Source organism: Pseudomonas sp. B16(2017), assembly GCF_002113205.1.
GTDB lineage: Bacteria > Pseudomonadota > Gammaproteobacteria > Pseudomonadales > Pseudomonadaceae > Aquipseudomonas > Aquipseudomonas pharyngis.
Genome location: NZ_NEKA01000001.1, coordinates 99,784 through 119,650, shown reverse-complemented (window position 1 = coordinate 119,650; position 19,867 = coordinate 99,784). Strand labels below are relative to the sequence as shown.

The window sequence follows — 19,867 nt, the reverse complement described above, 5'->3', positions numbered from 1 at the left end:
CAACTCACCTACAGGAAAACGATCATGTTCAAGCCTATGGCCCTGGCCGCTGCTGTGCTCGCGACTTTCAGCCTGAATGCCTTCGCGGCAAAAACCGAGTTGACGGTGTACACCGCCCTCGAAGCCGAGCAGTTGAAGTCCTACAAAGAGGCCTTCGAAAAGGCCAACCCGGACGTCGAGATCAAGTGGGTGCGCGATTCCACCGGGATCATCACCGCCAAACTGCTGGCCGAAAAGGATCGCCCGCAGGCTGACGCGGTGTGGGGCCTGGCGGCGTCCAGCCTGGCGATCCTCGATCAGCAAGGCATGCTGCAAAGCTATGCGCCGAAGGATCTGGGCAAGATCGGCGCGAACTACCGCGACGCCGCCAATCCGCCAGCCTGGGTCGGCATGGACGTGTGGGCCGCGACGATTTGCTTCAACACCGTTGAAGCCGAGAAGCAGGGCCTGACCAAACCGGTGAGCTGGCAGGACCTGACCAAGCCTGAGTACAAGGGCAAGATCGTGATGCCGAACCCGGCCTCGTCCGGCACCGGTTTCCTCGACGTCAGCGCCTGGCTGCAAACCTTCGGCGAGAAGCAGGGCTGGGCCTACATGGACGGCCTGCACCAGAACATCGGCCAGTACGTTCACTCCGGTTCCAAGCCTTGCAAACTGGCGGCGGCGGGCGAATTCCCGATCGGCATTTCCTTCGAATACCCGGCCGTTCAGCTCAAGCGCCAGGGTGCACCGCTGGACATCATCCTGCCGAAGGAAGGCCTCGGCTGGGAGATCGAAGCGACTGCCGTGATCAAAGGCACGCCGCACGAAGAGGCCGCGAAAAAACTGGCCGACTTCTCCGCCAGCGCTCCGGCGATGGACCTGTACAAGGAAAACTTCGCTGTCCTTGCCCAGCCGGGCATCGCCAAGCCGCAGACCGAGCTGCCGGCCGACTACGAGCAGCGCCTGATCAAGAACGACTTCGCCTGGGCCTCGAAGAACCGCGACGAGATCCTGACCGAATGGCGCAAGCGCTATGACGGCAAGTCCGAGAAAGTCGCTGCCAAGTAAGGTCTTCATCGACTGACAGGGCCTCTTCGCGAGCAAGCCCGCTCCCACACTGGATCGCATTCACAACGTAAATCCCTGTGGGAGCGGGCTTGCTCGCGAAGGCGGTCTCCCATTAAGGGAAAATCTCCATGACACAACTCAAAGACTTGCTGATCGTCGGCGCCGGCATCCTGGGGCTTTCCCACGCCTATGCCGCCGCCCGGCGCGGTCGCAAGGTCACGGTTTTCGAACGCACTGCCACGCCACTCGGCGCGTCGGTGCGCAACTTCGGCCAGGCGCTGGTCACCGGCCAGCCACCGGGCCCGATGCTCGAACTTGCCAAGGCCAGCCGCGACATCTGGGGCCAGTGGGCGCAGCTCGCCGGCCTGCAACTCAAGCGCAACGGCTCGTACCTGTTCGCCCGCACCGAGGCCGAAGAGCACTTGCTCGAAGCCTTCTGCGCAGGGCGGGCCGTGGAGCACGACTACCGCGTCGAACTGCTGCGCGGTGCCGCGCTGCGCGATCTGTACGGCGGCCAGTTCAGCCATCACCGCGCCGCGCTGCACGGGATGGACGATCAACAGCTGTATTCCCGGGAAGCGATTCCGGCGCTGATCGAATACCTGCGCCGCGAACTCGACGTCGAGTTTCACTTCTCCACGCTGGTGCGCGACGTCGAGCCTGGGCGCCTGCAAAGTACTGCCGGCACATTCTCCGCCAAGCAGATCATCGTCTGCTCCGGCCACGATTATCAGACCCTGCTGGCCGAGCCGATTGCTGCCCTCGACCCGCAAATCTGCCGCCTGCAAATGCTCCGCGCCCGGCCGCAGATTGACCTGAACTTGCAACACGCCTTGCTCACCGGTCTCAGCTGTGTGCATTACGGCGCCTTCGCTGACCTGCCGGAAGCGGCGGCGGTGCAGGCGCAGATCCTGCGCGAGCAACCGCACTTGCAGGAAAACGGCATTCACCTGCTGATCAGCCCGACACCCTATGGCGAGCTGATCATCGGTGATTCGCACCATTACGGCAGCGATCCATCACCGTTCAACGCCGAGCAGGTCGACAACTGGATGCTCGAACTGGCCGAACAGACCCTCGGCTGCAAGGTGCAAGTGGTCGAGCGCTGGCAGGGTGTCTATGGTTCCCGTGGACCGGGGCCGTTTTCGTTTCTGCGTCCGGCGCCGGGGCTGAGTGTGGCGCTGATGCACAGCGGCGTCGGCATGAGCGTCGGCCCGGCCATGGCCGAGCGCAATGTTGCACAGCTTTTTGGAGAGAACGGATGTTGAGTCACGAACAAGTCATTGAACGGGTGTTCGGCCTCTACGAGCGGTTCGGCGCCAGCGACTACATCGGCGAACCGGTGTCGCAGATCGAGCACATGTCCCAGGCGGCGCAACTGGCCATCGCCGAAGGCTTCGACGACGAAGTGGTGCTCGCCGCGTTCTTCCACGACATCGGCCACTTGTGTGCCGAAGGCGCGGAAAACATGGGCGGTTACGGCGTGGTCAGCCACGAACGCCTCGGCGCGGACTATTTGCGTGAGGCCGGATTCAGCGAGCGCCTGGCGCGGCTGGTGGAATATCACGTCCAGGCCAAGCGCTATCTGACGCTGAGGGAATCGGGTTATTACGAGCGCTTGAGCGAAGCCAGTCGCCGCACCCTGGAGTATCAGGGCGGGGTGATGACCGAGGCTGAAGCGGATGTTTTCGAGCAGGATCCGTTGTGCGCCGTCAGCCTGCGAATGCGCCAGTGGGATGAGCTGGCGAAGGAAATGGCGGTGCCGGTAATGGATCTGTCTGTTCTCAAGCGCAAGGCTGAAGTTTTGTTGTCGACCGGGTGAGGGCGCGGATCTAAAGCTCAAGCACCTTCCCGACCAACAACTCAATCTGCTCCTGCCGCTCCGCCTGATTCAGCTTCGGATGCGGATTCAGCGAAGACCATTGCGGATGCGCGCGCGCCTTGTTGAGTGCTTCCGGCAACTTGCCCTCGCGCCAGGTCTTGTCCTGCGGCGTCACCACCTGAACGGCATCCATCGCCGCATGGCCTCGGGTATTCAGCGCTTGCAGCAGTTGCCGCTGACGCAGGGCCAGCAGGCGCAGCACGTTGTCGTCGACCGTCAGTTCCCGCTGCCCTTTGATCTTGCCGAGCAGGCGGTTGCCATAGCTGCGGGCGGTTTGCAGGGCGCCGCCGGCAATGGCACCGGCCAGCGCGGCGGCGCCGAGGGTGATGCCGCCGACCAGCAAATCCACACCCGCACCGGCTGCGGCACCGGCGGCAATCCCGCCGCCGACCCGCACGCCGAGTTGCTTGAGGGTTTCCGGGTTGAACAGGTCATCGCCCCAGCGCCCGTCGAGCAGCGGCAGATCACTGGCGGCGGCGTCCTGCGGGCGGAAGGCGTAGAGCTTGAGCAGCGCTTCGACGCAGCGTTGTTCGCGCTGGCGCACGGCTTTGCGCAATTCGCTGATGGCCTGTTGTTCCTGTTCGGCGTTGCTCGCCACACTGCGTCGGCACGCGGCGCAGTCGATCAACAATTCGGCAATCAGGCGCGCGGCGCTTTGCTCGCGGGTAAGGCGCTGGGCCTGTTGATCGGCGATCAGCCGTTCAAGTTGTGGGCGGGCGTTTTCCAGCAACAGTGCGAGGCTTTCATACAACCGCCGCTCGCCATCTTCCGGCGGGGCGACGCTGTCGAAGCGCACCAGCGCGTGCAGGCCGAGACGCGCCAGTGCTTCGCGCCAGTCTGGCTCGCGGTGGTTGGCACTGCTGACGAAATTCAGCACCGGCAGCAACGGCTTGCCGCAACTGGCCAACACTTCCAGTTCGTCGCGGTACTTGGCCAGCACCGGTTCGCGGGCGTCGATCACGTACAGACCGGCATCGGAATCGAGCAGTTGCCGCAGCACCTTGGCTTCCTGTTCGAAACGCTGACGAGCCTCGCTGCCGTCGAGAAACCGCGCCAGCCGTGCCGGGCCGTCGAGGCGTTCGCCGGGGCGTTCCAGGCGTTCGAGAAAATCCAGCAGGGCGATGGCATCTTCCAGACCGGGTGTGTCGTAGAGGTCGAGCAACGGCTCGCCATCCACCGACAACCGCGCGCCTTCGACATGCCGCGTGGTGCTCGGGCGATGAGAGACTTCGCCGAAGCCGACGTCGCGGGTCAGGGTGCGCAGCAGCGAAGTCTTGCCGACGTTGGTGTGGCCGACCACCGCCAGTTTCAGCGGCGCTTTCCAGGCATCAGTCATGTCCGTGCTCCAGCCAGTTCAACGGGGCGCAATCGGCGAACGGCAGCTCCAGCTGTTGCAACGCGACGTGCCAGTCACCGAGGCGTTCGGCGTCCAGCGCCTGTCCTTGCGGCGCCTGCAACAGCCAGACACGGGTTGCGGCGGCGTTGCGCGCCAGCTCGGCAATCAGCGCCAGGCTGCCGCGATCCGGCGAACGCCGTGGGTCGCAGGCAATCGCCAGGCGCGCCGGCGGGAAGCGGCTGAGCTGTTCGAGCAGTTTGTTGCGCGATTCCCGACTGTCGAGGATGCCGGCGTTGCTGACGTTTTTCGGCAGCGTCGGCGGCCATGAGTGTTGGTCGTCGAGTTCGATTGCCACGAGCAGCGCGCCGTCGCTGGCGTGTTCGCCCACGGTGCTTTCGACGCGGTGCAATTGCGCAGGCTCCGGGTCGGTGATGCCGAGGCGTTCGCTGGTTGGCATCAGGCGTTCGCGCAGTTGGGCGTAGCCGGGCAGGTTCAGGTCCAGGCGCAACGCAGCCTTGCCGCTGTTCCAGCGCCAGAAGCAAAACAGCGCCAACAACAGACGCGGCAACACGCCGTACACCACCAGCACGCCGACCAGCCAGGTTGCCCAGGCCTGACGGGCGCTTTCGATGTTCAGCGCGGTGTCGCCGCTGGCGCGGATCATGTCCACGGTCGGCACGTTGAAGCCCAGGAGCGCGGGCAAGGCGCCGAGGGCCTGGGTCATGTTGATGAACGTGTCGGCGCTGAGAATCGTGGTTTCCCAGACGAAACCGTAGCGCCGGGTCGCCATCAGGGTCAGCAACAAAACCAGCGCGCTGAACATCGCCAGCAACCACAGGCCATTGACCAGCGTACCGAGTGCCCAGCGATTGAGTTTCTGGCGTTGCAGCATCAGCAGCAGGGCCGGCGCCAGTTGCGCCGCCTTGGCGTCGCGGGCGAGTTTTTCACTGAGCCACAGCCACAAGCGGCCGAGGGTGGCGCCATGTTCGCCAGCGAAGATCAGCCCCAGCGCCCAGCTCAGCAGCAGAATCAGGTTCAGCCCGAGCAGACTGCCCAGGGCCCAGAACACATTGACCGGCGTCTGGCCCAGTGCGGCGAAGGCCAGACCGGCACCGCTCAGTACCGCGAAGATCGCCAGCAACACCAGCGCGAGGCGTGCACCTTGCAACCAGTGCTTGAGCGCGGCGGTTAGGCCGTCGCGCTCGGCCAGCCACAGGGCGCGGCGCTGAATGCGTCCCGGCAGATCGCCGCCGGCCGCGCGGGCCAGGCGATTGGCTTCCAGATCGTCCAGCGGGCCTGCGTGTTCTTCGCGCAGGCGCACGGTTTCGGTGAGCCAGAGGTTTTGCAGTGAAGTCAGTTCAGTCACGCGGCATCCCGTTGCTTGATTGAGCCGTGAGCATAACCGCTGTGGCGCTTATCGGGGTAAGGGCGGCTCTGGTATCCTCGCCGGCATGACTAAATCACTCCCCCTCAGCCTGATCGCAGCCCTCGGTGAAAACCGTGTGATCGGCGTCGACAACAGCATGCCCTGGCACCTGCCGGGGGACTTCAAATACTTCAAGGCCACGACGCTCGGCAAGCCGATCATCATGGGCCGCAAGACCTGGGACTCGCTGGGTCGCCCGTTGCCGGGGCGTTTGAACATCGTGGTCAGCCGTCAGCAGGATCTTGTGCTGGAAGGTGCGGAAGTCTATCCGTCGCTGGAAGCGGCCGTGGTTCGCGCCGAAGCGTGGGCGAAAGAGCAGGGCGTCGACGAATTGATGCTGATTGGCGGGGCGCAATTATATGCGCAGGGGCTGGCGCAGGCAGATCGTCTGTATCTGACTCGCGTGGCACTGAGCCCGGAAGGCGATGCGTGGTTTCCGGAGTTCGATCTGAACCAGTGGAAACTGGTGTCGAACGTGCCGAATCCGGCTGAAGGCGACAAACCGGCTTACAACTTCGAAGTCTGGGAAAAAGCCTGAATCTGTGGCGAGGGAGCACGCTCCCTCGCCACAACGTCAATCAAGCCTGAGCCAGTTCCGCATGCTCATCGGCATCCATCAGGGCCTTGTCGGTCTGCTGCATCACCTGGCTGGTAATCGCACCGGCCGTGATCGAACCACTCACGTTCAGCGCCGTGCGACCCATGTCGATCAGCGGCTCGACCGAAATCAGCAACGCCACCAGCGAAACCGGCAAGCCCATGGCCGGCAGCACGATCAGCGCGGCGAAGGTCGCACCGCCACCCACGCCCGCCACACCGGCCGAACTTAAGGTAACAATCGCCACCAGCGTCGCGATCCACAGCGGATCCAGCGGGTTGATGCCGACGGTTGGCGCTACCATCACCGCCAGCATCGCCGGGTACAGGCCGGCGCAGCCGTTCTGGCCGATGGTCGCGCCGAACGATGCGGCGAAGCTTGCCACCGATTGCGGAATGCCCAGACGACGGGTCTGCGCTTCGATGCTCAGCGGAATGCTCGCGGCGCTGGAGCGGCTGGTGAACGCGAAGGTCAGCACCGGCCAGATCTTGCGGAAGAAACGCAGCGGGTTGATCCCGGCCGCCGACACCAGCAGGCCGTGCACCACGAACATCAGGCCCAGGCCGAGGTACGACACCACGACGAAACTGCCGAGCTTGATGATGTCCTGCAGGTTGGAACCGGCCACCACTTTGGTCATCAGCGCCAGCACGCCGTACGGGGTCAGCTTCATCACCAGACGCACCAGACGCATCACCCAGGCTTGCAGGGTGTCGATGGCGTTGATCACTTTCTGACCTTTCTCGACGTCATCCTTGAGCAGTTGCAGCGCGGCAACCCCCAGGAACGCGGCGAAGATCACCACGCTGATGATCGAGGTCGGCTTGGCCCGCGCCAGGTCGGCGAACGGGTTCTGCGGGATGAACGACAACAGCAGTTGCGGCACATTCAGGTCGGCGACCTTGCCGGCGTAGTCGGTCTGAATGGTTTGCAGACGGGCCATTTCCTGAGTGCCGGCGACCAGGCCTTCGGCGGTCAGGCCGAACAGGTTGGTCAGGCCGATGCCGATCAGCGCCGCAATCGCGGTGGTGAACAGCAGCGTGCCGATGGTCAGGAAGCTGATCTTGCCCAGCGAAGAAGCGTTGTGCAGACGGGCCACGGCGCTGAGGATCGAGGCGAATACCAGCGGGATCACGATCATTTGCAGCAGTTGCACATAACCGTTGCCGACCAGATCGAACCAGCCGATCGAGGCTTTCAGCACTGGGTTGCCGGCGCCGTAAATCGTGTGCAGCGCGACGCCGAATGCCACGCCCAGCACCAGCGCGAGCAGGACTTTTTTCGCCAGGCTCCACGTGGTGTGACGGGTTTGCGCCAGACCAAAAAGCAGGGCGAGGAACACCAGCAGGTTGAGAATCAGGGACAGATTCATGAGGACTCCAGAAAAGACTGTGCCAACAGCCTTCCGGGGCTGCTGCGAACCGGCAAGCCTAACAGCTTGATTTCCAATGATTTAATACCGAAATCAAAGGTCGTCAGTCGTTTTTGGAATAAGCGGGTGTCGCTCTCGGGGATGCAGCTGGCGCGAAACGGACGTGGACGGTCGCTGACAGACGAGGACTGTCACACATATTTGTTAGCGTCGATTTCTTTGACCCAGGGAGAAAGCGCCAATGAAGTTCACACCGAAATTTCTGGCTGTCGCACTGACTGTGGGGATGGGCCTGGCCACTCAGGCATTCGCCACCGACCTGAAGCACTGGCCGGCGGATCAGGCCAAGGCATTGGACGCGATGATCGCCGCCAACGCCAACAAGGGTAACTACGCGGTGTTCGACATGGACAACACCAGTTACCGCTACGACCTCGAAGAGTCGTTGCTGCCGTTCATGGAAAACAAGGGCCTGATCACCCGCGACAAGCTCGACCCCTCCCTGAAACTGATGCCGTTCAAGGACACCGCCGACCACAAGGAAAGCCTGTTCAGCTACTACTACCGCCTCTGCGAAGTCGACGACATGGTCTGCTATCCATGGGTCGCGCAGGTGTTTTCCGGCTTCACCCTCAAGGAACTCAAGGGCTACGTCGATGAGCTGATGGCCTCGGGCAAACCGGTGCCGGCGACCTATTACGAAGGTGACGTGGTCAAGAATCTGGATGTGAATCCGCCGAAGATCTTCACTGGCCAGAAAGAGCTGTACAACAAGCTGATGGAGAACGGCATCGAGGTCTACGTGATGACCGCCGCCTCCGAAGAACTGGTGCGCATGGTCGCGGCCGATCCGAAGTACGGCTACAACGTCAAACCGCAGAACGTGATCGGCGTGACCACCTTGCTGAAGAACCGCGACACCGGCGAGCTGACCACCGCGCGCAAGCAGATCACTGCCGGCAAATATGACGAGAAAGCCAACCTCGGCCTCGAACTGACCCCGTACCTGTGGACCCCGGCGACCTGGATGGCCGGCAAGCACGCGGCGATCCTGACCTACATCGACGAATGGAAAAAACCGGTACTGGTGGGTGGCGACACGCCGACCAGCGACGGCTACATGCTGTTCCACGATGTGGACGTGGCGAAGGGCGGCATTCACTTGTGGGTCAACCGCAAGGACAAATACATGACCCAGATTCAGGGCATGATGGCCAAGCACGCGGCGGCCCAGGCGAAAGAAGGCTTGCCGGTGACGGCGGACAAGAACTGGGTGATCGTCAAACCGGAAGAAATTCAGTAAACCTGAAGGCAAAAAAATGCCCCGCACTTGGCGGGGCATTTTTGTTTCTGCGATTTGACGCTTACAGCCCGTCGAGCATCGCCTTGTTGCGCACCGCACCCTTGTCGGCGCTGGTCGCCAGCAGGGCGTAGGCCTTGAGGGCAGTGGTCACTTTGCGTGGACGCTGTTCGACCGGTTTCCAGCCTTTCTTGTCCTGCTCGACACGGCGTGCCGCCAGTTCTTCGTCGCTGATCAACAGGTTGATCGAGCGGTTTGGAATGTCGATCAACACCTTGTCGCCGTCCTGCACCAGACCGATCGCGCCGCCGGCTGCAGCCTCTGGCGAAGCGTGGCCGATGGACAGACCGGAGGTGCCGCCGGAGAAACGGCCATCGGTCAGCAGGGCGCAGGCTTTGCCCAGGCCTTTGGATTTCAGGTACGAGGTCGGGTAGAGCATTTCCTGCATGCCCGGACCGCCTTTCGGGCCTTCGTAGCGAATGATGACGATGTCGCCTTCCTTCACTTCGTCGGCGAGGATGCCACGTACCGCGCTGTCCTGGCTTTCGAAGATCTTCGCGTTGCCCTCGAACACATGGATCGACTCGTCGACGCCGGCGGTTTTCACCACGCAGCCGTCCAGGGCGATGTTGCCGTACAGCACGGCCAGGCCACCTTCTTTCGAATAGGCGTGTTCGAAGCTGCGGATGCAGCCGTTCTCACGGTCGTCGTCCAGGGTTTCCCAGCGGGTTGACTGGCTGAACGCGGTTTGCGTCGGAATGCCCGCCGGGCCTGCCTTGAAGAAATGGTGCACGGCTTCATCGTCGGTCTGGGTGATGTCCCACTTGGCGATGGCTTCTTCCATGCTGCGGCTGTGCACGGTCGGCAGGTCGGTGTGCAGCAGGCCGCCACGGGCCAGCGAACCGAGGATGCTGAAGATGCCGCCGGCGCGGTGCACGTCTTCCATGTGGTACTTCTGGATGTTCGGCGCAACTTTGCACAGTTGCGGCACCTTGCGCGACAGACGATCGATGTCACGCAGGTCGAAGTCGATCTCGGCTTCCTGGGCCGCGGCCAGCAAGTGCAGGATGGTGTTGGTCGAACCGCCCATGGCGATGTCGAGCATCATCGCGTTCTCGAACGCCTTGAAGTTGGCGATGTTGCGCGGCAGTACCGACTCGTCGTTCTCGCCGTAGTAGCGTTTGCACAGCTCGACGATGGTGCGGCCGGCCTGCAGGAACAGCTGTTCGCGGTCGCTGTGGGTGGCCAGGGTCGAACCGTTGCCCGGCAGTGCGAGGCCCAGGGCTTCGGTCAGGCAGTTCATCGAGTTGGCGGTGAACATGCCGGAGCACGAACCGCAGGTCGGGCAGGCGCTGCGCTCGTACTCGGCAACCTTCTCGTCAGAGGCGCTGGAGTCGGCGGCGATCACCATGGCGTCGACCAGGTCGAGACCGTGGCTGGCCAGTTTGGTCTTGCCGGCTTCCATCGGGCCGCCGGAGACGAAGATCACCGGGATGTTCAGGCGCAGAGCGGCCATCAGCATGCCCGGGGTGATCTTGTCGCAGTTCGAGATGCAGACGATGGCGTCGGCGCAGTGGGCGTTGACCATGTACTCGACGGAGTCGGCGATGATCTCGCGGCTCGGCAGCGAATAGAGCATGCCGTCGTGGCCCATGGCGATGCCGTCGTCCACGGCGATGGTGTTGAATTCCTTTGCAACGCCGCCAGCGCGTTCGATCTCACGGGCAACCAGCTGGCCCAGGTCCTTCAGGTGAACGTGGCCCGGTACGAACTGGGTGAAGGAGTTGGCAATGGCGATGATCGGCTTCTTGAAGTCGTCATCTTTCATCCCGGTGGCGCGCCACAATGCGCGGGCGCCGGCCATGTTGCGGCCGTGGGTGGATGTTTTCGAGCGGTAATCTGGCATGGAGCACTCCGGGCGGCTAATCAGGTATCAAAGGGGAGTGAGCTTCTATTGACGTCTGGAACACTCAGAAATGGCCGTGTGTCCTGATGTTGCCGATGACGTTGCGGGATCGCCGCTGGTCTCAGCCTGAGCTCATAAACCCGCCGGGGATGAATGGCGATGAATCTCGCGATTCTACACCGCTGGCGTCAGGAGGGAATGGCGCAAAACGTTGTTCCAGTGCTGACGAAGCGTGCGGGATGACGACCGGCAGGGTTAATCGCTGTCCGGTTGCCCCACAAGATCGCTGCGCCGACTGATTCGGGCGTTCAATGCCAGTGCCACCCCACTGAGCATCACGAAGCTGTAGCCCAGCGCGGATTGCAGGTTGGCAGGGCTCAGGCTGATCAGGGCACTGATCAAGCCGCCGCAGATGAAAATGATCGTGCTGCCGGCCGAGGCCGAGGTGCCGGCGTTTTCGGGAAACAGACTCATCGCCCGCGAGGTAGCTGCGGGCCGGGCGATGGTGGTGCCGGCGGTGCAGATCAGCATCGGGATCAATACCGTGGCCGGGGTCAGCGCGAAGTTCGATGACAGATAGAGCATGCTCAGGCCGGCGAACAGGATCAGGCTCAACCCGACGATAATCTGCTGGCCACCGTTGATCCGCCTGCTCAGCACGCTGGCCAGGATGCCCCCGACTATATACGCCGCGCCGTAGATCAGCAGGAACAGCGAGAAGTCATAAGCGGACAGTTGCAGGCGGTCCATGAAAATCAGCGGCGAAATCACGATGAAGGAAAAGTGACAGGCGAAGGCAAAGGCCGAAATCAGCCAGTAACCGACGAAGTCGAAATCTCCCAGTACCCGTCGGTAAGCCTTCAGAAAGTGGGTGGGTGTGCCCCGGGCTGCCGGCCGGCTGTTGTCCAGAAACCACCAGGCCTTTAGCAGCACGATGGCGGACAGCGCGGTAAACACCCAGAAGCTGCCGCGCCAGCCCAGCGTTGCCTGAAGAAAGGTACCGGCAAGAGGCGATACCGAGATGAAAATTCCGGTGGCGGTGACCATCAGGATCCGCAAGCGATTACGCTCCTCGCCTTCGAACAGGTCCTGCACCAGCGCTTGTGATAGCACGAAGCAACCGCACCCCAGCGCCTGCACCACCCGGAACATCAGAAACAGCGAATAGTCCGAGGTCATCACACACCCGAGGGCGCCGAGTATGGAAACGCTCATGCCGGCGAGCAGCAGCCCCTTGCGTCCGATCACATCGGACAGCGGCCCGATCAACAACTGGGCGAAGGCTATTCCGACGGCGAACAGGCTGATCGACAGGGCGATGTCCGCCGGGGTGCGGCCAAAGTGTTCGGCCAGCGCCGGGAACGAAGGCAGCAGGACATCCAGCGGGAAGACGCCGAGCAACACCATTGCCAGCAGGAGGCTGACAGCCCCGCGCCGCTGTCGCGGAGTCACCACAGATTGTCCGTCATCCATCGATCAGTCCTGCCCTGGCAAAAAGTGTCTGGTTTTGAGGTTCGGCGAAAAAACCGGCTTTCTTCAACGCGCTCAGTGTGGCGAGGCTGCCGGCGCGTGCCCGCCGCCGACTGGCCTGGGTCGTTGTCATCGTGGCGAGAATGTCCATCACCGTGGTGTTTGCAATGCCCGCGCCACCGAGGCTTTCCTGCAGCCAGTGCTCATCCACTTCGAAGAAAATTTGCAGAATGTCGAGCAAGGTCGTCGCGGTAAACGTTCGCTGTCGCGGGTTCAGGTGCAACCAGAGGTAGTGGAACACTTCTGTGAAATACCGGCTGTGGCGGGCTTCATCGGTGAGGTGATCGCGCAGCATGTCGTTGACACCGGACACCAGACTGTCGCGGCAGACATCCAGCAGTTCACGGGCAATGACGGTTTCCGAGACGAAACCCAGAAGAAAGCACGCCAGCGGCCGTTGCTCCTGACTGGTGCGAGCTATCAGCAGGTTCATCCGGGTGATCCGTCTGGGCATCACCGGGCGCCCGGTGATGGCGTAGAGGCTGGCGATCTGCTCCGCCACCTGACTGGAAAACAGGGCGTGATAGCCCTCGTCGGTGTAGAGCTGGAGCGCGGCGGTTTTCATCGGCGCCGGCACCGCGACCGGAAGCTCGCCATGCACGATGGTTTCGACGGCGCGATTGACGATCCGGTGTTCGAGCAACGTGGTGTAGTCGAGAAAATGCACCAGATGTCGGGCCGTGAGCCGATGCAGCATCGAACGGCCCGCTGCTTCAATGGACGGGTGGGCCAGATAGGGCAGGAACGCCGGCGGAAACCAGTGCCGGGTCTCCAGTTGTTCCTGCACGTTGTCCGGCAAGTGGTAATCGTGGGGGCTGGTGCGGACCGAGGCGCGGGTGTTCCAGTCGCTCAGGGTGAACTGAAAGACCGGCTTCGGGGCGAGGGCGCTCATGACTGTGCCTCACGCAGCAGGTCGCGCATTTCCTGACACATCGCTTGGCCATCGCTTTCCCCGCAACCGACGAAGAACAAGGGTTGTTCCGCACTGTTCTCGAGCTTCAGCAATGTTTCGACCTGCTCATCGGAAAACGCGCCCGTGAGCCAGGTGTTCATGCCCAGCGCGGTGGCCACCAGTTGAAACGTCTGCGAAAGGTGCCCGGCTTCGACGAACGCCATTCGATAGGCGCGCGAATGCGGGTATTTCCACCAGAGCCGGTCGAAGCGGGCGGTGATGAACAGGCCCAATGGCAGGTTGTTGATGAAGTGCTGGCCCCCCAGCAGATTGCCAAATTCGCTGTCGGGCAAGGGACTGATGAAGCTCAGGGCGTGTTCGGCAGGGTGGTAGACATAGACGCCAGGCGCCAGTGCGTCGACGTTCTGCACCAGCACGAACCCGGCGCAGGCATTGAGGCCGCCTCCGGAAGGGCTGCTGCGTCGCGCTCCAAGTCCGTCGGCGATGCTGTCGTCGCGGTCGGCTGCGCGTTCTCGCAGGTAGCCGAGTGACAGGTAAAGCAAGGTGCCGACATCATCCAGCGAAACGGCGGCACCGGTGAAGGAGCGGCAGGTCTTTCGTCGGGTCAGTGAACTCAACAGGCTGTCGTCATTCAGTACGAGCGGTGCGGGCAGGGTGATGAGCGCGTTCGGACCGGTATCCGCAGGGATGTCGGGCGGAGGTGAAGTGGCAAGCACTGTGTTGCAGTGTTCGAGGTATTGCCTGGACCATTCCTGAATATTTCGGGGAGTCTGTTCGCACGGAATATCCCGAGTGCCGATATGGTAGATCCTGGATAGTTCATCCCAGCCCCAGACGGGCGCTGGTTTTTTTGAAGAAATCAGTATTCCGCTATCTAAAAGTTGTGTGTCTATTGTGTTGCTGTTGTCATATAAATCAGGGTTGTGAATAAGTTGCGCCAATCGAGTGGAATACTCAAGGTCAAGTTCATGTTGAGTATGGTCTTTGTAATTCCAGACTATCTGGCCGGGTGTTCGTGGCAGTATGAATAAATAAGGGTTTATATGCATGTCGGGGCACGTTGCTCTGGATGGATGCTTTGTCAGAGGCGCTGGGTAGCCGGCTATACCCAGCGCCAACCTTACTTAACGGACTTTAGGTGCGACCAGAAAAGCCAGGTTTGCGAGGGTGCGGGATTCCAGAGTAATTGCTTTCATGATTGAACTCCTTGTTCATTGGTGCTTCGTGGTTAGTTTGTGTCACCTCCGTGGTGACGACTTAATAATAGTTTGTAATGGGTTAATCGCAAGCAAATATTAAGTAGGAATAATCCAGTAATTTTGTCGGAGTCATCTTCGGCTGGAAGTGGATGTGTAAGTTAAATATCAGTAAATAAATTATTTGCGGAAATATCCTGCACGTCGGGGGGACGATAAATGTAGGAAAGCAAAGTGCAAGACAAAAAGAAGGGGAGCCCGTGGGCTCCCCTTTCGACAGCGTCAGTGCCGTGTGGCTGTCAGCTGTTAGGCAGCAGGCGGCAGGTGATGCTCTTGATGTAGCGGGTTTCCGGAATGGCCGGGTGTACCGGGTGATCCGGGCCCTGGCCGCCACGCTCCAGCAACTGGATGTTGCGGTCCAGGTGACGGGCGCTGGTCAGCAGGATGTTCTGCAAGTCGTCTTCCGGCAGGTGCATCGAGCACGAAGCACTGAACAGGATGCCGTCCTTGTTGAGCAGGCGCATGGCTTGCTCGTTCAGGCGACGGTAGGCGCCTTCACCGTTTTTCAGGTCTTTCTTGCGCTTGATGAACGCAGGCGGGTCGGCAACGATCACGTCGAAGCGCTCTTCGCTGGCCTTGAGTTCCTTGAGGGCTTCGAAGACGTCGCCTTCGATGCAGGTCATCTTGTCGGCAAAGCCGTTCAGTGCAGCGTTGCGCTCAACGCCATCGAGGGCGAAGCCCGAAGCGTCGACGCAGAACACTTCGCTGGCGCCGAACGCGGCCGCCTGCACACCCCAGCCACCGATGTAGCTGTACAGGTCCAGCACGCGCTTGCCCTTGGCGTAAGGGGCCAGGCGTGCGCGGTTCATGCGGTGATCGTAGAACCAGCCGGTTTTCTGACCCTGAACCACCGGCGCTTCGAATTTCACGCCGTTCTCTTCCAGCGCCACCCACTCCGGTACCACGCCGAAGACGGTTTCGGTGTAACGCTCGAGGCCTTCGGCATCGCGGGCGGCGGAGTCGTTCTTGAACAGGATACCGCTTGGCTTGAGTACTTGGGTCAGCGCCGCGATCACGTCATCTTTATGGGCTTCCATGGTCGCGGAGGCGAGTTGCACCACGAGGATGTCGCCGAAACGGTCGACCACCAGACCCGGCAGCAGGTCGGAATCGCCGTAGACCAGACGATAGAACGGCTTGTCGAACAGGCGCTCGCGCAGCGACAGGGCCACGTTCAGGCGATGCACCAGCAGCGACTTGTCCAGCGGCAGCTTGATGTCGCGCGACAGCAGGCGCGCGCAGATCAGGTTGTTCGGGCTCATGGCGACAATGCCCAGCGGCTTGCCGCCGGCGGCCTCGAGGATCGCCTGGTCGCCGGCCTTGAAGCCGTGCAACGGGGTTGCGGCCACGTCGATTTCGTTGCTGTAGATCCACAGGTGACCGGCGCGCAGGCGACGGTCGGCGTTGGCTTTGAGGCGCAAGCTAGGCAGGGACATGACGTCGCTCCGGAAAAAAGAGCGGGAGTATACCGTGTTGCGCCTTATGCCGGGTTTGGCGTGCGATGAAACGCGCCGGAGCCCTACGCCGACAGCGCGTCGATCAGTGCGTCGCTGAACGCCGGAATATCGTCCGGTTGGCGGCTGCTGATCAGGTTGCCGTCCTTGACCACCTCCTGATCGACCCAGTTTGCCCCCGCGTTGACCAGATCGTCCTTGACCGTCTTGTAGCTGGTCATGGTCTTGCCATTGACCAGTCCTGCCGAAATCAGCAGCCAGCTGCCATGGCAGATCACCGCGATCGGTTTGCCGGCGGAGGTGCCAGTCTTGACCAAGTGCTGGGCGTCCTGGTCGATGCGGATGGTGTCAGAGTTCTGCACACCGCCGGGAAGCACCACGGCGTCGTATTGTTCGATGCTTGCGCCCTGAAAGGTCTGGTCGACCTTGAAGTCGTCTGCAGGTTTATCGTGGTTCCAGCCTTTGACGCTGCCGGCTTCGGCGGAGAGGATGTCAACCTGCGCTCCCGCCTGCTCCAGTGCCTGTTTGGGGCCAGTCAGTTCAACCTGCTCGAAACCGTCGGTTACGAGAAAAGCGACGCGCTTGCCGCTGAGAGAAGTAGCCATCGTTAAGCTCCTGAGTCTGTTGGAATTACTGCCCGAGACAGATGGAGAACTGCTCCGGGCACTACAGATTCCGAAGGCTGGTGGAAAGTGAAAGTTCCTGCGAATTGCCCACTGGTGTGTCGTGCGTCGGTTTTTAGAGGTTAGAATCGCCGCCTGTCCCAGAGTGTGTACTTATGTCCCAAGAGCTGACCACCGAACAGATTCAACAGTCCCTGCAAGGCATCAGTGTGCCCGCGCAGCCGCAGATCATGGTGGATCTGCAAATGGAGCAGTACATGCCCGACCCGGATCTGGAGACGATCGCCAAGCTGATCTCCCAGGATCCCGGCCTGTCCGGCTCGCTGCTGAAAATCGTCAATTCGCCCTATTACGGCCTGAGCAACAAGATCACTTCGATCAAGCGCGCGGTGAACCTGTTGGGCAGCCGTTCGATCATCAATCTGATCAACGCGATGTCGATCAAGGGTGAAATGAACGACGACACTATCGTCACCCTCAACCGTTTCTGGGACACCGCCCAGGACGTGGCCATGACCTGCCTGACCCTGGCCAAACGCGTCGGCACCGAGGCGAGCGACGAGGCTTACGCCCTGGGCCTGTTCCATGACTGCGGCGTGCCGCTGATGCTTCAGCGTTTCCCGGATTACATGGCGACGCTCGAAACGGCTTACGCCAACGCGGGTGCCGAGCGCCGGATTGTGGACACCGAGAACGACGTCTACAACACCAATCACTCGGTGGTCGGCTACTACACCGCCAAGTCCTGGCGCCTGCCGGAGCATGTCAGCGCGGCCATCGCCAATCACCACAACGCGCTGGCGATCTTCAGCGACGAGACCTCGCGCAACAGTCAGATGAAAAACCTGCTGGCGATCCTCAAAATGGCCGAGCACATCTGCGCGTCATACCGGGTTTTGGGTAACCAGACCGAAGACTTCGAATGGCAGGCGGTCGGGCCGCTGGTGCTCGAATACATCGGCCTCTCGGATTACGACTTTGAAACGTTGAAGCAGACCATCCGCGAACTTGGCGCGCACTGATTTAAAAAGACCCTTGATTCGAGACACTCATGCCTGAATTGCCGGAAGTCGAAACCACCCGCCGCGGTATTGCCCCGCACCTGGAAGGCCAGCGTGTCAGCCGGGTGATCGTGCGTGACCGGCGGCTGCGCTGGCCGATTCCCGACGACCTCGATGTGCGCCTGTCCGGGCAGCGCATCGTGCTGGTCGAGCGGCGCGCCAAGTATCTGTTGATCAACGCCGAAGTCGGCACCTTGATCAGCCATCTGGGCATGTCGGGCAATTTGCGGCTGGTTGAGGTCGGGATGCCGGCGGCCAAGCATGAGCATGTCGATATCGAACTGGAGTCGGGCCTGGCCCTGCGCTACACCGATCCACGGCGCTTCGGGGCGATGCTCTGGAGCAACGATCCGCTCAATCACGAATTGCTGATCCGTCTGGGTCCGGAGCCGTTGACCGATCTGTTCGATGGCGAGCGCCTGTATCAGCTGTCGCGCGGGCGGTCGATGGCGGTCAAGCCGTTCATCATGGACAACGCAGTGGTGGTGGGGGTCGGCAATATCTACGCGACCGAAGCGCTGTTCGCCGCCGGCATCGATCCGCGCCGCGAAGCCAAGGGCATTTCCCGGGCGCGCTACTTGAAGCTGGCGATCGAGATCAAACGCATCCTCGCCGCGGCCATCGAGCGTGGCGGCACCACGTTGCGCGACTTCATCGGTGGCGACGGGCAGCCGGGGTATTTCCAGCAGGAGCTGTTTGTCTACGGTCGCGGTGGCGAGCACTGCAAGGTCTGTGGCACGGGCCTGCGGGAAATCAAGCTCGGCCAGCGCGCCAGCGTCTGGTGTCCGCGCTGCCAGAGCTGAGCAGGGCATCCGAAAAAGTCCTACGGTCTATAGTGAGATGTCTCACTGTTCAGCCCGAAGGATCGTGCCATGAAGTCCTTGCAAACCCTCATCGTCGCACTGCTGCTGTGCTTGAGTCTGACCGTTCAGGCCACGGAAGGCGGCAGCGGTGATCCGCGTTACGCCATCCAGAATCCACCGGCTTACGCCATGCTCGGCGACCTGCTGATTGCCCGACCATTGCTGGTGGTGGCGACGGTGATCGGCGCCGGGGCGTTTGTCGTGTCGTTGCCGTTCACCGCGCTGGGTGGCGGAATTGGCGATGCGGGAGAGGCGCTGGTGGTGGCGCCGGCGAAAGCGGCGTTCGTGCGTTGCCTGGGCTGCACTGGAGAAGGATTTGAGCAGCGCGAATAGTCAGATCGCAGCCAAAGCTGCGATCTAAAAAGAGACTCAAGCCTTGCCGGTGATCTTGCGGTACTTCTCCATCAACTGTTCTTCAGTCTCCGGATGGGCTTCGTCCAGTGGAATGCAATCCACCGGGCAGACCTGCTGGCACTGCGGCTCGTCGTAGTGACCGACGCACTGGGTGCACAGGTTCGGGTCGATCACGTAGATCTCTTCGCCTTGGGAGATGGCGGCGTTCGGGCACTCGGGTTCGCAGACGTCGCAGTTGATGCAATCGTCGGTGATGATCAGGGACATGCTAACTCCAGCCGGGGCGGGGAGCCCGGGCGCTATGAATCAATGCGCGCAATTGTGCCGCATTGGCGCCCGTAGTGCACGCGGGCGCCGTTTGAACGGTCGTTACTTCTTGAAGCGCAGGGTCAGGGCCTCGGCCACCGCCGGGTGGACGAACTTGCTGATATCGCCGCCCAGGGCCGCGATTTCCCGCACCAGGGTCGAGGAAATGAACGAATAACGTTCGGACGGGGTGAGAAACAGGCTCTCCACATCCGGCGCCAACTGGCGGTTCATGTTGGCCAGCTGGAATTCGTATTCGAAGTCCGATACCGCGCGCAGGCCACGCAGGAACACGTTGGCGTTCTGCTCTTTGGCGAAATGCGCCAGCAGCGTCGAGAAGCCGACCACTTCCACGTTCGGCAGGTGTTTGGTGACCTCGCGGGCCAGCTCGACCCGTTGTTCCAGCGGGAACAGCGGATTCTTCTTGGGGCTGGCGGCGACCGCAATGATCACGTGGTCGAACAGGCGCGAGGCGCGTTCGACCAGATCGCCATGGCCCTTGGTAATAGGGTCGAAGGTACCTGGGTACAACACTCGGTTCATCGCGTCGTCCTGGCGGGAATCCGTTGGGGAGTCGGATGGTATCGCAGCCGTCCCGGTCGGGAAAGTCGCCTGTTGGGTAAGAAAGCACTATAGA

At 61.7% G+C, this 19,867-nt stretch carries 19 protein-coding genes; 8 read left to right on the top strand and 11 right to left on the bottom strand.

All coding sequences use genetic code 11. The annotated features are described in order from the left end of the window. Positions 1–24 precede the first annotated feature (24 nt). The 3 genes from CAG25_RS00590 (at position 25) to CAG25_RS00580 (ending at position 2,872) form a co-directional block, all read left to right on the top strand. On the top strand, positions 25–1,050 hold the full coding sequence (locus CAG25_RS00590; RefSeq protein WP_064600170.1) for a putative 2-aminoethylphosphonate ABC transporter substrate-binding protein: 1,026 nt from the start codon (positions 25–27) through the stop codon (positions 1,048–1,050). A gap of 128 nt (positions 1,051–1,178) precedes the next feature. Next, positions 1,179–2,318, top strand: coding sequence for a TIGR03364 family FAD-dependent oxidoreductase (locus tag CAG25_RS00585; RefSeq protein WP_085612003.1), 1,140 nt, complete (start codon positions 1,179–1,181; stop codon positions 2,316–2,318). Continuing rightward, positions 2,312–2,872: a phosphonate degradation HD-domain oxygenase gene (locus CAG25_RS00580; RefSeq protein ID WP_085612002.1), complete on the top strand. Its 561-nt coding sequence runs from the start codon at positions 2,312–2,314 to the stop codon at positions 2,870–2,872. Before CAG25_RS00585 ends, CAG25_RS00580 begins: the two co-directional genes overlap by 7 nt. A 10-nt stretch (positions 2,873–2,882) precedes the next feature. Here the strand turns inward: CAG25_RS00580 and CAG25_RS00575 are convergent, their stop codons facing one another. Together CAG25_RS00575 and CAG25_RS00570 are read right to left on the bottom strand one after the other, a co-directional pair. Beyond that, on the bottom strand, positions 2,883–4,268 hold the full coding sequence (locus tag CAG25_RS00575) for a GTPase/DUF3482 domain-containing protein (protein WP_085612001.1): 1,386 nt from the start codon (positions 4,266–4,268) through the stop codon (positions 2,883–2,885). After that, on the bottom strand, positions 4,261–5,634 hold the full coding sequence (locus CAG25_RS00570) for a DUF2868 domain-containing protein (RefSeq protein WP_064600156.1): 1,374 nt from the start codon (positions 5,632–5,634) through the stop codon (positions 4,261–4,263). The genes CAG25_RS00575 and CAG25_RS00570 overlap by 8 nt, the downstream gene beginning before the upstream one ends. An 85-nt stretch (positions 5,635–5,719) precedes the next feature. On the opposite strand from CAG25_RS00570, the gene CAG25_RS00565 reads away from it, so the two are divergent. After that, entirely contained in the window at positions 5,720–6,232 is a 513-nt protein-coding gene (locus tag CAG25_RS00565) for a dihydrofolate reductase (protein WP_085612000.1), read from the top strand. A 40-nt stretch (positions 6,233–6,272) separates the two neighbouring features. On the opposite strand, the gene CAG25_RS00560 is transcribed toward CAG25_RS00565, so the two are convergent. Continuing rightward, positions 6,273–7,664 (bottom strand): L-cystine transporter, encoded by a 1,392-nt coding sequence (locus tag CAG25_RS00560; RefSeq protein WP_085611999.1) that lies wholly within the window; start codon positions 7,662–7,664, stop codon positions 6,273–6,275. A 241-nt stretch (positions 7,665–7,905) separates the two neighbouring features. Between CAG25_RS00560 and CAG25_RS00555 the strand changes: the two genes are divergently transcribed. Continuing rightward, positions 7,906–8,967 (top strand): phosphorylcholine phosphatase, encoded by a 1,062-nt coding sequence (locus CAG25_RS00555; protein WP_085611998.1) that lies wholly within the window; start codon positions 7,906–7,908, stop codon positions 8,965–8,967. 61 nt (positions 8,968–9,028) lie between these two features. On the opposite strand, the gene ilvD is transcribed toward CAG25_RS00555, so the two are convergent. The 6 genes from ilvD to CAG25_RS00525 form a co-directional block, all read right to left on the bottom strand. Next, entirely contained in the window at positions 9,029–10,870 is a 1,842-nt protein-coding gene (gene ilvD, locus CAG25_RS00550) for a dihydroxy-acid dehydratase (RefSeq protein ID WP_011336405.1), read from the bottom strand. A gap of 255 nt (positions 10,871–11,125) precedes the next feature. Continuing rightward, positions 11,126–12,343 (bottom strand): multidrug effflux MFS transporter, encoded by a 1,218-nt coding sequence (locus CAG25_RS00545; protein WP_085611997.1) that lies wholly within the window; start codon positions 12,341–12,343, stop codon positions 11,126–11,128. Continuing rightward, positions 12,336–13,292, bottom strand: a complete 957-nt coding sequence (locus CAG25_RS00540; RefSeq protein ID WP_085611996.1) for a diiron oxygenase — start codon at positions 13,290–13,292, stop codon at positions 12,336–12,338. Before CAG25_RS00540 ends, CAG25_RS00545 begins: the two co-directional genes overlap by 8 nt. After that, positions 13,289–14,362 (bottom strand): SagB family peptide dehydrogenase, encoded by a 1,074-nt coding sequence (locus tag CAG25_RS00535; RefSeq protein WP_085611995.1) that lies wholly within the window; start codon positions 14,360–14,362, stop codon positions 13,289–13,291. Before CAG25_RS00535 ends, CAG25_RS00540 begins: the two co-directional genes overlap by 4 nt. A 446-nt stretch (positions 14,363–14,808) precedes the next feature. Further along, on the bottom strand, positions 14,809–16,005 hold the full coding sequence (locus tag CAG25_RS00530) for a class I SAM-dependent rRNA methyltransferase (protein ID WP_039767907.1): 1,197 nt from the start codon (positions 16,003–16,005) through the stop codon (positions 14,809–14,811). 83 nt (positions 16,006–16,088) lie between these two features. Further along, a complete protein-coding gene (locus CAG25_RS00525; protein WP_064600129.1) occupies positions 16,089–16,628 on the bottom strand; it encodes a type 1 glutamine amidotransferase domain-containing protein in 540 nt (179 codons plus the stop codon). Positions 16,629–16,855: 227 nt separating this feature from the next. Between CAG25_RS00525 and CAG25_RS00520 the strand changes: the two genes are divergently transcribed. From CAG25_RS00520 to CAG25_RS00510, 3 genes are all read left to right on the top strand, one after another. Beyond that, positions 16,856–17,668 (top strand): HDOD domain-containing protein, encoded by an 813-nt coding sequence (locus tag CAG25_RS00520; protein WP_178076163.1) that lies wholly within the window; start codon positions 16,856–16,858, stop codon positions 17,666–17,668. A 29-nt stretch (positions 17,669–17,697) separates the two neighbouring features. Continuing rightward, positions 17,698–18,510, top strand: coding sequence for a bifunctional DNA-formamidopyrimidine glycosylase/DNA-(apurinic or apyrimidinic site) lyase (mutM, locus tag CAG25_RS00515; RefSeq protein WP_064600123.1), 813 nt, complete (start codon positions 17,698–17,700; stop codon positions 18,508–18,510). A 69-nt stretch (positions 18,511–18,579) separates the two neighbouring features. Next, positions 18,580–18,903 (top strand): hypothetical protein, encoded by a 324-nt coding sequence (locus CAG25_RS00510; protein ID WP_011336397.1) that lies wholly within the window; start codon positions 18,580–18,582, stop codon positions 18,901–18,903. A gap of 36 nt (positions 18,904–18,939) precedes the next feature. Here CAG25_RS00510 and CAG25_RS00505 read toward each other — a convergent pair whose 3' ends face one another. Together CAG25_RS00505 and coaD are read right to left on the bottom strand one after the other, a co-directional pair. Further along, positions 18,940–19,191, bottom strand: a complete 252-nt coding sequence (locus CAG25_RS00505) for a YfhL family 4Fe-4S dicluster ferredoxin (RefSeq protein ID WP_003195146.1) — start codon at positions 19,189–19,191, stop codon at positions 18,940–18,942. A gap of 102 nt (positions 19,192–19,293) precedes the next feature. Next, positions 19,294–19,773: a pantetheine-phosphate adenylyltransferase gene (gene coaD / locus CAG25_RS00500; protein WP_007953414.1), complete on the bottom strand. Its 480-nt coding sequence runs from the start codon at positions 19,771–19,773 to the stop codon at positions 19,294–19,296. Positions 19,774–19,867 lie beyond the last annotated feature (94 nt).

What these genes read in the sequence shown, in the direction of transcription:
- CAG25_RS00590 (WP_064600170.1), top strand. Translation starts at nt 25, where the DNA reads ATGTTCAAGCCTATGGCCCTGGCCGCTGCTGTGCTCGCGACTTTCAGC.
- CAG25_RS00585 (WP_085612003.1), top strand. Translation starts at nt 1,179, where the DNA reads ATGACACAACTCAAAGACTTGCTGATCGTCGGCGCCGGCATCCTGGGG.
- CAG25_RS00580 (WP_085612002.1), top strand. Translation starts at nt 2,312, where the DNA reads ATGTTGAGTCACGAACAAGTCATTGAACGGGTGTTCGGCCTCTACGAG.
- CAG25_RS00575 (WP_085612001.1), bottom strand. Translation starts at nt 4,268, where the DNA reads ATGACTGATGCCTGGAAAGCGCCGCTGAAACTGGCGGTGGTCGGCCAC.
- CAG25_RS00565 (WP_085612000.1), top strand. Translation starts at nt 5,720, where the DNA reads ATGACTAAATCACTCCCCCTCAGCCTGATCGCAGCCCTCGGTGAAAAC.
- CAG25_RS00560 (WP_085611999.1), bottom strand. Translation starts at nt 7,664, where the DNA reads ATGAATCTGTCCCTGATTCTCAACCTGCTGGTGTTCCTCGCCCTGCTT.
- CAG25_RS00555 (WP_085611998.1), top strand. Translation starts at nt 7,906, where the DNA reads ATGAAGTTCACACCGAAATTTCTGGCTGTCGCACTGACTGTGGGGATG.
- ilvD (WP_011336405.1), bottom strand. Translation starts at nt 10,870, where the DNA reads ATGCCAGATTACCGCTCGAAAACATCCACCCACGGCCGCAACATGGCC.
- CAG25_RS00545 (WP_085611997.1), bottom strand. Translation starts at nt 12,343, where the DNA reads ATGGATGACGGACAATCTGTGGTGACTCCGCGACAGCGGCGCGGGGCT.
- CAG25_RS00540 (WP_085611996.1), bottom strand. Translation starts at nt 13,292, where the DNA reads ATGAGCGCCCTCGCCCCGAAGCCGGTCTTTCAGTTCACCCTGAGCGAC.
- CAG25_RS00535 (WP_085611995.1), bottom strand. Translation starts at nt 14,362, where the DNA reads ATGCATATAAACCCTTATTTATTCATACTGCCACGAACACCCGGCCAG.
- CAG25_RS00530 (WP_039767907.1), bottom strand. Translation starts at nt 16,005, where the DNA reads ATGTCCCTGCCTAGCTTGCGCCTCAAAGCCAACGCCGACCGTCGCCTG.
- CAG25_RS00525 (WP_064600129.1), bottom strand. Translation starts at nt 16,628, where the DNA reads ATGGCTACTTCTCTCAGCGGCAAGCGCGTCGCTTTTCTCGTAACCGAC.
- mutM (WP_064600123.1), top strand. Translation starts at nt 17,698, where the DNA reads ATGCCTGAATTGCCGGAAGTCGAAACCACCCGCCGCGGTATTGCCCCG.
- CAG25_RS00510 (WP_011336397.1), top strand. Translation starts at nt 18,580, where the DNA reads ATGAAGTCCTTGCAAACCCTCATCGTCGCACTGCTGCTGTGCTTGAGT.
- CAG25_RS00505 (WP_003195146.1), bottom strand. Translation starts at nt 19,191, where the DNA reads ATGTCCCTGATCATCACCGACGATTGCATCAACTGCGACGTCTGCGAA.
- coaD (WP_007953414.1), bottom strand. Translation starts at nt 19,773, where the DNA reads ATGAACCGAGTGTTGTACCCAGGTACCTTCGACCCTATTACCAAGGGC.